Here is a 13,418-nt window from a genome sequence, read left to right as displayed (position 1 = left end):
GCTTGAATTAGAGAGAGGCCTCAGGCCAAGGCCTTTGCGGCCTCAATACGTTTCCAGGTGCAGTCGGCCTTCGCGCTGCAGCGTCGCGCCCAGGACCTCCCAGCTCAGCCCTGCCTCTTGTGCAATGTCACGCAGTGCCATCACCACGCCTTCTTCCATGCCCTTGAGGCCGCAGACGTAGAAGTGGCTGTTGTCGTCGCGCAGCAGGGCCAGCAGGTCGGCGGCGCGTTCGCGCATCAGGTCTTGCACGTAGCGCTTGGGTTGCCCGGGCGTGCGGGAAAAGGCCAGGTTGATGTCGATGAAGTCTTTGGGAAGGCTTTGCAGGGGGCCGAAGTAGGGCAGTTCCTGCTGCGTGCGTGCACCGAAGAACAGCAGAAGCTTGCCGCCTTCAAACTTGCCGCTGTTGCGCAGCCTGCGCCGCCACTCGGTCATAGCGCGCATGGGAGCGCTGCCGGTGCCGGTGCAGATCATCACGATGTGCGATCGCGGGTGGTTGGGCATGAGGAAGCTGCTGCCGAACGGCCCCACCACCTGCACCTTGTCGCCCACCTTCAGGTCGCATACGTAGTTGGAGGCCACGCCGCGCACGGGGTTGCCATCGTGGTCCACGGTCACGCGCTTCACGGTCAGCGCTAGGTTGTTGTAGCCGGGGCGTTCACCATTGCGTGGGCTGGCCACCGAGTATTGGCGCGCGTGGTGCGGTTTGCCCAGCGCATCGGTGCCGGGCGGGATGATGCCAATCGATTGCCCTTCCAGCACAGGGAACGGCATGCTGCCGAAATCGAGCACCACATGGTGGGTTTCGCTCTCAAAACCTGCCTCGGTGCAATTGAAGTTGCCGACCACGGTGGCCGTGGTTGGGTTTTTGGGCGGGAAAAGATTGGTGTACGGATGGGCTGCGGACCAAGGCGGCACCGTGGCTCCGTACTGGGCAGACCGAAACACCTGCGTGCCCGGCTCTGCAGGGGCCTCAACGGCTTGTTGTGGTGCTGCCGCCGCTGTGGCGGGTTCTGCGCCTGCTGCAACCAGTTCGTGGGGCGCAAGCTCGCCGGGCAGTTCTTCCCAGCTGAACTGCTCTTCAATGCTGTAGGCCCTGCCCACCGGCACCGCGCGCCAGTTGTCGATGGAACCTGTGGGGCAGGGCGATATGCAGGCCATGCAGCCATTGCACACATCCGCCCGCACCACGTAGTTGTTGTCGTCGTGCGTGATCGCGTTGACTGGGCAGGTGGCCTCGCAGGTGTTGCAGCGTATGCAGATCTCCGGGTCGATCAAGTGCTGCTTCAGGATGCCGTTGTCGATCAGCGTGTGGGTTTCCATAGTCGTTCTTCGTGCAATGTCTGTCGACGGGTGCGGTGACCTTGCATGCGTGGGCTGGCTTCAGTCGATGCAGAGCAAAACTGCTGTGCCTGGCCGCAGGCGCCGAGATACCTCTGGGAGAGGCTGGCGCTTGGCGGCTCATCAGGGGTCAATTGAAACGCACGTACTCGAAATCAACCGGCTGGCGGTTGATGCCCATGACCGGGGGGGCGATCCAGCCGGCAAATTTGCCCGGATCTACCACGCGGCCCATCAACGACGCCACGAACGCGAAGTCTTCGGGCGTGGGCAGCCATTCGGCTTTGCGTGCGGTCCATTCCGCCTCGCTCACCACGCGGCCGTCGGGCGACATCTTGATGCCGGCCAGCGCGCCGATCTGGCGATTGAAGGCCTTGTGGGGGACCACCAGGCGGGTGGGGACCCCCGCCTTCTCCAGCACCTTGTTCCACCGGCCCACGCCCGCCATGGAGTCCTTGATGAAGTCGTCGCGCAGCACTTCGTTCAGCGCGTTGAGCATGGGCACTTCTTTTTCCAGCAACTGGCCGTCCTTGACCTCCAGCACCTTGTACGTCTGACTCTTGAGAACGTGGTCGTCGGTGCGTTTGCCTTCTTCGTAGCGGCCCTTGAGGCCCGAACTGTAGAACGTGGCGGCGTTGCTCGACTGGTCTGCGCCGAACAGGTCGATGGTCACGCTGTAGTGGAAGTTGAGGTAGCGCTGGATGGTGGGCAGGTCGATGGCGCCCGCTGCACGCACCTGGGCAGGGTCATCGGTCTTGAGGTCGTTCATCACCTGCGCAGTGCGCGAGAGCACGCGCGAGATGCCGCTCTCGCCCACAAACATGTGGTGGGCTTCTTCGGTCAGCATGAACTTGGTGGTGCGCGCCAGCGGGTCAAAAGCGCTCTCTGCCAGGGCCGAGAGCTGGAACTTGCCGTCGCGGTCGGTGAAGTAGGTGAACATGAAAAACGCCAGCCAATCCGGCGTCTTTTCATTGAACGCGCCCAGGATGCGCGGGTTGTTCTCGTCGCCGGACTGGCGTTGCAGCAGCGCTTCGGCCTCTTCGCGGCCGTCGCGGCCAAAGTGCTTGTGCAGCAGGTACACCATGGCCCACAGGTGGCGGCCCTCTTCCACGTTGATCTGGAACAGGTTGCGCAGGTCGTACATGCTGGGCGCCGTCAGGCCCAGGTGGCGCTGCTGCTCGACCGAGGCGGGTTCGGTGTCGCCCTGGGTCACGATAATGCGGCGCAGGTTGGCGCGGTGTTCGCCGGGCACGTCTTGCCAGGCCTTTTCGCCCTTGTGGTCGCCAAAGTGGATTTCGCGGTTCGTATCGCCGGGGTTCAGAAAGATGCCCCAGCGGTAGTCGCGCATCTTCACGTGGCCAAACTGTGCCCAGCCATTCGGGTCCACGCTCACGGCGGTACGCAGATAAACCTCATGGTTGGTCGATCCCTCGGGGCCCACGTCGTCCCACCAGTGGATGAAGTTGGGCTGCCAGCCTTCGAGCGCGCGCTGCAGCGTGCGGTCTTCGCCCAGGTTCACGTTGTTGGGAATCTTCTCGCTGTAGTTGATGCTGCTCATGGGGTGCTCCTCTGGATGGAAAACGAATGCAGGGCAGGGGGTCAGACGCGCGTCTGGTCAAACCCGGCCTTCTGGCCGGTGCCGTAAACCTTGAGCGCGCCCTTCTCGCCCACGGCGTTGGGGCGGTTGAAGATCCAGTTCTGCCACGCGGTCAGGCGCCCGAAGATGCGGGTGTTCATGTTCTCCTTGCTGGCAAAGCGCAGGTTGGCCTCCAGGCCGGTCAGCGCGTCGGGCGACATGGCGGCGCGTTCTTCGATGGCGATGCGGATTTCGTCGGCCCAGTCGATGTCGTCGGGGGCGGCCGTGACCAGGCCCAGTGCGAGCGCCGCATCTGCATCCAGCGATCGGCCGGCGGTTGCGCGGACGGCTTCCAGCGGGCCTGCCTCTTCATAGAAGCGGCGCTGCAGGCGGCTTTGGTCATTCACCATGGGCAGCAAGCCAAAGTTGAATGCGTTCAGGGTGAGCGTTGGTGCCTGGTCGGGCGCGTCGGGCAGGGCCAGCATGTAGGTGCGGTCTGCCGCCAGGGCCAGTTCCGCGAGCGAGCCGGCAAACGCCGAGCCCGTCTCGATCAGCGCGAAGAGGCTGCGCGAGGACACATCCAGACGGGCAAAGGTGCGCCGCAGTGCGCCGATGGTCTCGCGCACCAGCCAATGGTCCTGATGTGCGAGCAGGACGGCATCGCTGGCCAGCACGGCTTGTGCGTCCCCCTCGGTCTTCAGCAGCCAGGTGCCAATGTCCAGCTCGTTGGTGCGCAGGTTCAGGATGGCGTCGTCCAGCTCGCGGGCCATTGCCAGCGGCCACCAGGTGGCGCCGGCTGCTTCAATGGCAGTCGTGTCTGCGGGTTGCGCCCCTTGGGGTGCCTTGATGTACAGCGTGGCCGTGCGCCGTGCGCGGTCGATGTCCACCGTCACGTGCTGGTAGCGCATGCCGTCGGCATGGTCCTGCCGCTCCACGCGGGGCAGGGCAATGCCTTGTGCGCCGCTGGGGCGGGTGCTGGTCTGTGCATGGGCGGCAGCGCGCTCTTGCACCGTGGCGGCAAATTGCGCGGGCTTGGCGATACGGTCCACCAGGCGCCAGTCCACCGCGCGCTGGCCACGCACGCCCTCCACGCTGGTACAGAAGATGTCGGCCAAGTCGTGCCGCACGCGGCGCTTGTCCGTGACGCGTGTCAGTCCACCGGTGCCGGGCAACACGCCCAGCAAAGGCACTTCGGGCAGCGATACGGCAGACGACCGGTCATCGACCAGGATGATTTCATCGCACGCCAGTGCCAGCTCGTAGCCGCCGCCTGCACAGGCGCCATTCACGGCCGCAATGAACTTGAGGCCTGAGTGTTTGGAGGAGTCTTCAATGCCGTTGCGCGTTTCGTTGGTGAACTTGCAGAAGTTGACCTTCCAGGCGTGGCTGGATACCCCCAGCATGAAGATGTTGGCGCCCGAGCAAAAGATGCGGTCCTTGCCGCTGGTGACGACGACGCTGCGCACGTGGGGGTGCTCAAAGCGGATGCGGTTGAGCGCGTCATGCAGCTCAATGTCCACCCCCAGGTCGTAGCTGTTGAGCTTGAGCTTGTAGCCAGGACGAATCCCGCCGTCCTCCGCAATGTCGAGGGACAGCCGCGCAGTGGCGCCCTCGACCGACAAGGTCCAGTGGCGGTACTGCGTGGGGTCAGTGCGGTAGTCAACGCGTTCGGGAGCGTGGGTAAGGTCTGCCATGGGATCTCCGTGGAGAATTAATGCAATATAGTGCTTGTGATCTGCTGTTGATGTGCATCATCATGCATGTTTTGCGGTGTGTCAATGCATTTTTTTGCCGATGGAAGTCGCGCTGATGTGCAGCGCCGCTGAGAGCTGCGCGCGGGGCGGGAGGGGGGTGAGCGCGAACTGCACAGGCCGCCGTGATGGCGGCTCTGTGCCGTGCCGGGATGACAGTGAGTGCTGCGGCGCCGGTGTCCGGGCTGCAGCCGTTCAGAGGGAGTGCAGGGTTTTACGCTGCGCGGGCCATGGCCTTGCGCACACTGGCACTCAGGGCTTGCAGGCTTTGCTCGGGGGTCTGGCCGGAGGTGTCCACCGTGATTTCGGCCTTGGAATAAAAAGCAGCGCGTCCGTCCAGGATGCGCTTGAGGTCGTCCATGGCCTCTTTGCTGGCGGCCATCGGGCGCATGTCGCCCTGGGCCACCACGCGCCCCATGTGTTCTTCGGGCGCAGCCCGTAACCACACCGTGGTGCAGTGGGCCAGCAGCTCGTTGAAAGTGGCGGGGTCCGACACAATGCCGCCCGGCGTGGCAATGACCACCTCGCTGTGGATCTGTATCGTTTCTTCCAGCGCCCTGCGCTCGTAGCGGCGGTAGGCGGTGGTGCCGTACAGATCATGGATTTCGCGCACGCTGCACCCGGCAAGGGCCTCGATGGCGCGGCTCAGTTCAATGAACGGTACGTCCAGCTCGCGCGCCAGCAACGGCCCCAGCGTGGATTTGCCAGCCCCCCGCAGACCCACCAGCGCAATGCGGCGGTGCCTTGCGACGTCGTTGTGTCCACCGCTCAGCAGCTCGTGCAGCGCCAGGCGGGCGCGGCGCAGTTCGGGCTCGCTGCGGTGTTCCAGCAATTCGCGGATCAGCAGCCATTCGGGCGATTGCGTCGTGAAGTCGCCCACCAGCTCCGCCAGCGAGCAGTGCAGTGCATGGGCCACCTGCTGCAGCACCAGGATGGAGGCGTTGCCGGTGCCGTACTCCAGGTTGGCCAGGTGGCGTTCAGACACGTCGGCGGCCACGGCCACCGCCTTGCGGGTCAGGCCCCGCTGCGCTCGCAGGTTGCGAACGCGCTCGCCCAGAGCCACCAGAAGGGGGTTCTTGGGCTCCTCGGCCGATGGCGGCGCACCCTCCTGCGCGGAGGCGGGTGCCAGCAGCCCCGCCGTTTCTGTTTCGTTCATACCCATCCTTTTCATGGAGCACCCTGGCCTTCTCAGGGAAAACGCCATGCATGCACTATAGTGCTTGACATGAATCTTTGAGGTAACTATGGTTCATCAATTGGCAAAATACTGCATGTTTTGGATGCGCGCAAGGCGGTGGATCAAAAACGGTGCAGATTGGGCCCCGACTCTAGCTGCACCCACTGCCCATGTCCGACAAAACTGCATTTCACCAAGCCCTGGCTGATCTGACCGCCCAGCTCGCTGGCAAACCGCTGGATGCCGCTCTGGCGCAATGGCTTAACACTGCACACGGCCCCACCAGTGCGAGCTACCAGCGCTTGCGGGAGGCGTGTCTTCAGGGCGTGCGCGAGGGGTGGTTGTGTGAACGCGAGGGCGCTGGCATTCGCTACGGCCGCGTGTTCAAGCCCGAAGATGCCTTGCACCGGTTTTCTGTGGACGTGGTGGACGTGCAAAACATTGCAGGCCCCCACCACACCCATCCGCAGGGCGAAATCGATTTGATCATGCCGCTGGAGGGCGAGGCGGTGTTTGACGGCCACCCTGCCGGATGGTGCGTTTACCCGCCCGGCAGTGCCCACCACCCCACGGTGGCTAACGGCAGAGCGCTGGTGCTGTACCTGCTGCCCGAGGGGCAGATCCAGTTCACCCGCTAGTGCTGGCGCCTGCGCTGCTTCCACATGGACCTTCTCGCTCTGAAAGACCGACTGCATGACTGAATTGCTCGCCAACCACGTTGCCGGCCGCTGGCAACACGGAACAGGGCCCGGCACCGAATTGCGCGACCCTGTGCTGGGCACCGCCCTGGTGCGGGTGGACGCCACGGGGTTGAACCTGCCCGAGGCCTTTGCATTTGCCCGCGAACAGGCCGGGGCTGCGCTGCGCGCCGCCACCTACCGTGAGCGGGCTGCCATGCTCGGCGCGGTCGCCAAGGTGTTGCAGGCGCACCGCGACAGTTACTACGACATTGCCACTGCCAACTCCGGCACCGTCAAGACGGACTCCGCGGTGGACATCGACGGCGGAATCTTCACCCTCGGCCAATACGCCAGATGGGGTGATGCGCTGGGCGATGTGCGCGTGCTGCGCGACGGGGACGCCATCAGGCTGGGCAAAGAACCGGTCTTTCAGTCGCAACACCTGCAGGTGCCCCGGCCTGGGGTGGCGCTGTGCATCAACGCGTTCAACTTTCCCGCCTGGGGGCTGTGGGAAAAAGCCGCGCCTGCCTTGCTGTCAGGCATACCGGTCATCGTCAAGCCCGGCACATCCACGGCGTGGCTGACCCAGCGCATGGTGCAGGACGTGGTGAACGCCGGGGTGCTGCCCGCCGGCGCCCTGTCGGTCGTCGCGGGAAGCTCGGCGGGCTTGATGGACGCTCTGCAACCGTTTGATGTGGTCTCGTTCACCGGTTCTGCAGAGACGGCGGGCGTTGTGCGGGCGCACCCGGCGGTGGCGCAGCGTTCGGTGCGCGCCAACATTGAGGCGGACAGCCTCAATGCCGCGCTGCTGATGCCTGATGCGGCGCCCGGCAGCGCCCCCTTTGACTTGCTGGTGCGCGAAGTCGTCCGCGAGATGACCGTCAAGGCCGGCCAGAAGTGCACCGCAATCCGCCGCATCCTGGTTCCCGCCGCGCTGTACGCTGCGGTGGCCGAGGCTGTCAGCGCCCAACTGGCCAGCGTGGTGGTGGGCAACCCCCGTAGCCCGGAAGTGCGAATGGGCTCGCTGGTGAGCCGCGCGCAGTTTGATGGCGTGCAGGCAGGCATTGCCGCCCTGGCCTCCCATACCGACATCCTGCACGACGGTCGAACCCGCCCTCTAGTGGATGCCGACCCCGCCGTGGCGGCCTGCGTCGGCCCGGTGCTGCTCGGTGCGCGCGATGCCGGCCGGGCCTCCATCGTCCATGACGTGGAGGTGTTTGGCCCGGTGGCCACCTTGCTGCCCTACAACGACCTGCCCCATGCGCTGGCTCTGGCGCAGCGTGGCCAGGGCTCGCTGGTGACCTCGCTCTACGGCGCCGACGACAAGGCCCTGGCACAGGCCGCCATTGCGCTGGCGGCGAGCAACGGCCGGGTGCATGTGGTGACGCCGGCCGTGGCCACTGCGCACACCGGCCACGGCAATGTCATGCCCATGTCGCTGCATGGCGGGCCCGGCCGGGCTGGAGGTGGTGCTGAGCTGGGCGGCTTGCGGGCGCTGGACTTCTACCACCAGCGCAGTGCGGTGCAGGCCAGCCCCGAAGTGCTCGCGGCGCTGGGCTGCTGACCCCGAACCCACACACAAAAACAACGCCATCGCGACGGAGACACGCCATGAACAGCCTTCCGGAACAGTTCAATTTTGCAGAGCATCTGTTTGCCATCAACCGTGCGCGGGGTGACCGCATCGCCTACATCGACGACCAGGGAAGCCTGAGCTACAGCGCGCTGGAAGACCGTGCACGGCGGCTGGCGGCGGTGCTGGCCAACGCCGGTGTGCGGCGCGAGGAACGTGTGCTGCTGCTGATGCTGGACACCAGCGACTGGCCGGTGGCGTTTCTGGGTTGTCTTTACGCCGGTGTGGTGCCGGTGGCGGTCAACACCCTGCTCAAGCCCGATGACTATGCCTACATGCTGACGCACTGCCGCGCACAGGCGGCGCTGGTCTCTGGCGCATTGCTGCCGGTGCTGAACGAGGCTCTGGCCCTGGCGCCCCACCACGAAGTGCGTGCGTGTGTGGTGTCGCAGCCGCAGGGCTCGTTGGCTGCAGGGGCGGTGGATATGCAGGCCGCCATTGCCAGCACCCCCGCGCTGACTGCACCCGCGCGCACGGGGCCTAACGAGCCAGGGTTCTGGCTCTATTCTTCCGGCTCCACGGGCAAGCCCAAGGGCACGGTGCACACCCAGGGCAGCCTGTGGTGGACGGCCGAGCTGTATGGCAAGGCGGTGCTGGGCCTGACCGACAAAGACGTGTGCTTTTCGGCCGCCAAGCTCTACTTTGCCTATGGGCTGGGCAACAGCCTGACCTTCCCGTTGTCGGTGGGCGCCACAGTGGTGCTGATGGCCGAGCGCCCCACGCCAGACGCCACGTTCGAGCGCTGGACGCGCCACCAGCCCACGGTGTTCTTTGGAGCGCCCACCGGGTTCGCCGGCATGCTCGCCTCGCCCCGCCTGCCTGCCCGCAGTGCGGTGGCGCTGCGCATGTGCTCGTCGGCCGGCGAGGCGCTGCCGGCCGAGATCGCGCAGCGCTTCAAAGACCATTTCGGTTGCGACATCATTGATGGCATTGGCTCGACCGAGATGCTGCACATCTTCCTGTCCAACCGCCCGGGCGACGTGCGCTACGGCACTACTGGCAAACCGGTGCCAGGCTACGAGATATCCCTGCGCGGCGAAGACGGCAGCGAGGTGCCGCAGGGCGAGATCGGTGACCTGTACATCCAGGGCCCCAGCGCTGCGCTGATGTACTGGAACAACCGCGCCAAGACCCGTGAGACCTTCCAGGGCGCGTGGACCAAAAGCGGCGACAAGTACGTGCGCGATGCCGAGGGCTACTACACCTACGCCGGGCGCAGCGACGACATGCTCAAGGTCAGCGGCATTTATGTGTCCCCCTTCGAGGTGGAGGCCACACTGATGCAGCACACCTCCGTGCTGGAGGCGGCCGTGATCGGCACGCAGGATGCCGACGGCCTGACCAAGACCAAGGCGTTTGTGGTGCTCAAAGATGGGCAGGCGGTCACACCGGATGAACTCAAGGCCTTTGTGAAGGAACGCCTGGCACCCTACAAGTACCCGCGTCTGATCGAGTTCCTGCCCGAGCTGCCCAAGACAGCCACCGGCAAGATCCAGCGCTTTCGGCTGCGCGAACGGGAGCAGTGGGCGTGAATACCAACGTCGCTGCACCCGGCCCCGTGGGGGCCACAGAGCGCGTGCCCGTGGTCTGGCGCAACCGCACAGTCCAAATGGAGTACCAGTGGATAGCCCCCGAGCGCAGCGACGCCCCCTTGGTGGTGTTCCTGCACGAAGGCCTGGGTTCAGTGGCGATGTGGAAAGATTTCCCGCGCCAGCTGTGCGATGCGGGCGGGTTGCGGGGGCTGGTGTTCTCCCGTCCCGCCTATGGCCGCTCCACCCCCCGGGGCGCGGACGAGGTATGGGGCGTGGACTTCATGCACCAGCAGGCACACGAGGTGGTGCCCGCGTTCCTCGATGCACTGGGAGTGCAGGAGGCTGCCTGGCTCTTTGGCCACAGCGATGGCGCATCGATTGCCCTGTTGATGGCTGCGCGCTGGCCGCAGCGCGTGCAAGGGCTGGTGGTGATGGCGCCACATCTCTTTGTGGAAGACGTGACGGTGCAGGACATCGAACGCGCGCGGGACGCCTACGAACAGACCGACCTGCGCCACAAGCTGGGGCGCTACCACGACGATGTGGATTCCGCCTTCTGGGGCTGGAACCGTATCTGGCTGGACCCTGCCTTTCGCGCGTGGAACATCGAGCCCGAGGTGGTCCAGATCCGCGCACCCGTACTGGCTATCCAGGGCTGCGACGACGAGTACGGCACCCTGGCACAGATCCGGGGCATTGCCCAGCGGGTGCCGGGCACCAGGCTGCTGGAGCTGCCGGACTGTGCGCACTCTCCACACCGCGACCAGCCTGACGCGGTGGTGGCTGCTGCGGTTGCCTTCATCCAAGCGCACAACTCCCCGGCATAGCGGCCGATGGGGCGGTGGCAGGGCAATGGCCCGTGCCCCCAGTGAGTCCAAGAGAAAGCGCTATTCCACCTGGCGCCGAAGCCCTTCCAGGTCGGTGACGGTGATGCCGCCGTATTCAATCTCCAGCAGGCCCGCAGCCTGCAGCCGCTTCAGCGCCGCGTTGCAGCGTTGGCGCGACACGCCCGAGAGGTTGGCTATTTCTTCCTGTGACACCTGCAGGTGCGTGTCGCTGCCCGGGTGCAACCAGGGGTGGAACAGGCCGGCGAGCGCACGGGCCACCTGGCTGTCGGTATCGAGCAGATGGTGGGCCGTGAAGTTGCCCAGAAACCAGTGCATGCGCTCGTTGATCTGCTGCAGCAGAAAGTGGTCAAAGCTGCGCTGCGTGGCGTGCAGCCATTCAAAGGTCTCCATCGGCACTAGCGCCACGCGGCTGGGGCGCAGTGCGATCACGTCGGCCGTGCGCGGCGTGCCGCGCAGCAGGGTGCCCTCGCCAAACCAGCTCCCTGCCGACAGCCCACCCAGCGTGACCGAGCGGCCATCGCCGGAGGTCACCGTCCACTTCAGCAGCCCCTCGATGGCGCCATACCAATGCACCGGGGTGTGGCCGCGCCTGCACAGCGCGCCGCCCTGGGGCACTTCGACCTCTCGCGCATCGTCCATCACCCGCTGCTGCGCGGCGCTGTTCAGGGCCGGGAACCAGGCGGAGTGCCGCAGCAGATCGGTGAGGGTAGGGGGAGCCAGTTTGACCAACATGGTGAGAGTGTCTCCTGCGCCCCCGGGGGCTGTACAGGCGCGTGCGCGTATTCCCTGAGTCCAAATGTCATCGCGATGACTGAGTGGCGCGGGGCTACAAAAAATAATGACCGCTCCATCCACAGGAGACACATGATGATGCACACGCGCCGCCAGTTCATGCACCACGTCGGTTGCGCCTCTGCGCTGGGGGCCTTGTCGCCGCTGGCCGCTTGGGCGCAGACCATCGACCAGGTCAAGATCTTCTACGGCTTTCCTGCAGGCAGCGCGGGCGACAGCGTGGCGCGCAGGGTGGGCGAGAAGCTAGCCGCATCGCCCTACACCCGCAACCCCGCTGTGGTGGAAAACAAGCCCGGCGCGGGAGGCCGCATTGCGCTGGAGTCGCTCAAGGGCGCGCCTGCCGATGGCACCGTGCTCACGCTGTCGCCGTTCTCGTGCACGTCCATCTACCCGCACATTTACAGCCGCCTGAGCTACGACCCGGCCAAGGACTTTGTGCCGGTGTCCATCGGTGCCGTCATGCACCACGGTCTAGCTGTGGGGCCGCTGGTGCCCGCCTCCGTCAAGACGGTGAAGGACTTTCTGGCCTGGGCCAAGGCCAACCCCGGGCAGGCGAACTACGGCTCACCCGCAGCGGGCTCCACGCCGCACTTCATCGGTGCGCTGCTGGGCTTGAACAACGGCGTGGACCTCAAGCATGTGCCGTACCGCGGTTCCATCCCGGGGGTGACCGATGTGGTGGGCGGGCAGATCGCGTCGATGGTCACGCCCAGCGGAGACTTCATCCCCAACCACAAGGCGGGAAAGCTGCGGCTGATCGCCACCTCGGGCCAGGCACGGTCGCCGTTTTCGCCCGAGGGCGCCACGTTTGCAGAGCAGGGCTTTCCAGAACTCACGACCGAGGAATGGTTTGGCTTTTACGCACCGGCGCGCACGCCAGCGGCCGTGGTGGCCGCCGCCAACGCTGCCATCAACACCGCGATCAAGGACAAGGCCGTCGTGGACAGCCTGGCCGTGGTGGGGCTCATCGCCAAAGGCTCTACGCCCGCAGAGATGTTGGCCTCGCAACAGGCCGAGTACGAGCGTTGGGGTCCGTTGGTGAGGAAGGTCGGCTTCACGGCCGAGTCCTGAAAGGTCTCGCATGGCACACACTGTGAAGCGCGTGGCCGTAGTGGCAACCGGCACCATTGGCGCAAGCTGGGCTGCGTACTTTCTGGCGCGGGGCCTGGACGTGGATGCCACCGACCCATCGCCCGGGGCCGAGCAGCGACTGCGGGACGCCGTCGCTGCGCATTGGGTGGCGCTGGCGCAGCAAGGGCTGGCGCCCGGCGCCAGCCCGCAGCGCTTGCGCTTTCACACACGGCTGGAAGACGCTCTGGCACAGGCCGACTTTGTGCAAGAGAACGGACCCGAGCGGCTCGACTTCAAGGTAGACCTGTTCCGCCGCATGGATGCAGCGACCCCGGCGCATGTGGTGCTGGCCTCCAGTTCCTCGGGGCTGGCGGTGACCGACATGCAGAAGGATTGCACGCACCCCGGGCGCGTGGTGCTGGGCCACCCGTTCAACCCGCCGCACATGATCCCGCTGGTCGAAGTGGGCGGCGGCGAGCGCACCGCGCCCCAGTCGATGGCTGATGCGATGGCGTTCTATGCCCACATCGGCAAGCGTCCCATTCAGGTGCGGCGCGAGATCAAAGGGCACATTGCCAACCGCTTGCAGGCCGCTCTGTGGCGCGAGGCCTTCCACCTGGTGGACCAGGGCGTGGCCACCGTGGAAGACATCGACACCGCCATCTCGCAGGGCCCTGGCTTGCGGTGGGCGCTGATGGGGCCGTTCATGAACCTGCACCTGTCGGGCGGCAACGGTGGCATTGCCCACCTGCTGGCCCACCTGGGTGGCCCCATCGAGAGCTGGTGGCAGGACCTGGGCACCCCGTCCATGACCGAAGCCTTGCAGCACCAGGTGACCGAAGGTGTGGCACAGGCGCTGGGTGACAGGCCGGCCAGCGATCTGGCCCGTGCGCGAGATGCCTTGCTCATCGAGCTGCTGCGCGCCAAGCAGGCGTCTGGGCTGCTGAGTCAACCAGACCCTGATCTCGACGCCTGAGGCATAGCCCCTCAGTTTTTGAACCTCCATCGCTCCCGAGAACC

The 13,418-nt window shown here is 65.7% G+C and carries 11 protein-coding genes; 6 read left to right on the top strand and 5 right to left on the bottom strand.

The window, feature by feature from the left end; all coding sequences use genetic code 11:
• Nucleotides 1–42 precede the first annotated feature (42 nt).
• From boxA to ASD94_RS01380, 4 genes are all read right to left on the bottom strand, one after another.
• A complete protein-coding gene (gene boxA, locus ASD94_RS01395; protein WP_056637487.1) occupies nt 43–1,320 on the bottom strand; it encodes a benzoyl-CoA 2,3-epoxidase subunit BoxA in 1,278 nt (425 codons plus the stop codon).
• A gap of 148 nt (nt 1,321–1,468) precedes the next feature.
• Nucleotides 1,469–2,896: a benzoyl-CoA 2,3-epoxidase subunit BoxB gene (gene boxB / locus ASD94_RS01390; RefSeq protein ID WP_056637484.1), complete on the bottom strand. Its 1,428-nt coding sequence runs from the start codon at nt 2,894–2,896 to the stop codon at nt 1,469–1,471.
• Nucleotides 2,897–2,937: 41 nt separating this feature from the next.
• Nucleotides 2,938–4,608, bottom strand: a complete 1,671-nt coding sequence (gene boxC / locus ASD94_RS01385; protein ID WP_056637480.1) for a 2,3-epoxybenzoyl-CoA dihydrolase — start codon at nt 4,606–4,608, stop codon at nt 2,938–2,940.
• Nucleotides 4,609–4,879: 271 nt separating this feature from the next.
• Nucleotides 4,880–5,821 (bottom strand): helix-turn-helix transcriptional regulator, encoded by a 942-nt coding sequence (locus tag ASD94_RS01380; protein ID WP_056637477.1) that lies wholly within the window; start codon nt 5,819–5,821, stop codon nt 4,880–4,882.
• A 191-nt stretch (nt 5,822–6,012) separates the two neighbouring features.
• Between ASD94_RS01380 and ASD94_RS01375 the strand changes: the two genes are divergently transcribed.
• The 4 genes from ASD94_RS01375 (at nt 6,013) to ASD94_RS01360 (ending at nt 10,514) form a co-directional block, all read left to right on the top strand.
• On the top strand, nt 6,013–6,480 hold the full coding sequence (locus tag ASD94_RS01375; RefSeq protein ID WP_056637476.1) for a DUF4863 family protein: 468 nt from the start codon (nt 6,013–6,015) through the stop codon (nt 6,478–6,480).
• A gap of 55 nt (nt 6,481–6,535) precedes the next feature.
• The gene (locus tag ASD94_RS01370; protein ID WP_056637473.1) at nt 6,536–8,086 is read left to right on the top strand and encodes a 3,4-dehydroadipyl-CoA semialdehyde dehydrogenase; all 1,551 of its coding nucleotides are present in this window, start codon (nt 6,536–6,538) and stop codon (nt 8,084–8,086) included.
• Nucleotides 8,087–8,133: 47 nt separating this feature from the next.
• Nucleotides 8,134–9,687: a benzoate-CoA ligase family protein gene (locus tag ASD94_RS01365; protein WP_056637471.1), complete on the top strand. Its 1,554-nt coding sequence runs from the start codon at nt 8,134–8,136 to the stop codon at nt 9,685–9,687.
• A 77-nt stretch (nt 9,688–9,764) separates the two neighbouring features.
• Complete coding sequence (locus tag ASD94_RS01360) at nt 9,765–10,514, top strand: alpha/beta fold hydrolase (protein WP_235510541.1); 750 nt, start codon at nt 9,765–9,767, stop codon at nt 10,512–10,514.
• 60 nt (nt 10,515–10,574) lie between these two features.
• Here ASD94_RS01360 and ASD94_RS01355 read toward each other — a convergent pair whose 3' ends face one another.
• The gene (locus ASD94_RS01355) at nt 10,575–11,267 is read right to left on the bottom strand and encodes a Crp/Fnr family transcriptional regulator (RefSeq protein ID WP_056637469.1); all 693 of its coding nucleotides are present in this window, start codon (nt 11,265–11,267) and stop codon (nt 10,575–10,577) included.
• A gap of 138 nt (nt 11,268–11,405) precedes the next feature.
• On the opposite strand from ASD94_RS01355, the gene ASD94_RS01350 reads away from it, so the two are divergent.
• Nucleotides 11,406–12,398, top strand: coding sequence for a Bug family tripartite tricarboxylate transporter substrate binding protein (locus ASD94_RS01350; protein ID WP_056637671.1), 993 nt, complete (start codon nt 11,406–11,408; stop codon nt 12,396–12,398).
• 10 nt (nt 12,399–12,408) lie between these two features.
• Nucleotides 12,409–13,374, top strand: coding sequence for a 3-hydroxyacyl-CoA dehydrogenase NAD-binding domain-containing protein (locus ASD94_RS01345; protein WP_056637468.1), 966 nt, complete (start codon nt 12,409–12,411; stop codon nt 13,372–13,374).
• Nucleotides 13,375–13,418: the final 44 nt, after the last annotated feature.

It is taken from the genome of Acidovorax sp. Root70, from assembly GCF_001428225.1.
Lineage (GTDB): Bacteria > Pseudomonadota > Gammaproteobacteria > Burkholderiales > Burkholderiaceae_C > Acidovorax.
Note: the sequence above shows the minus strand (reverse complement) of the source record. Positions and strands in the feature narration are given on the sequence as shown.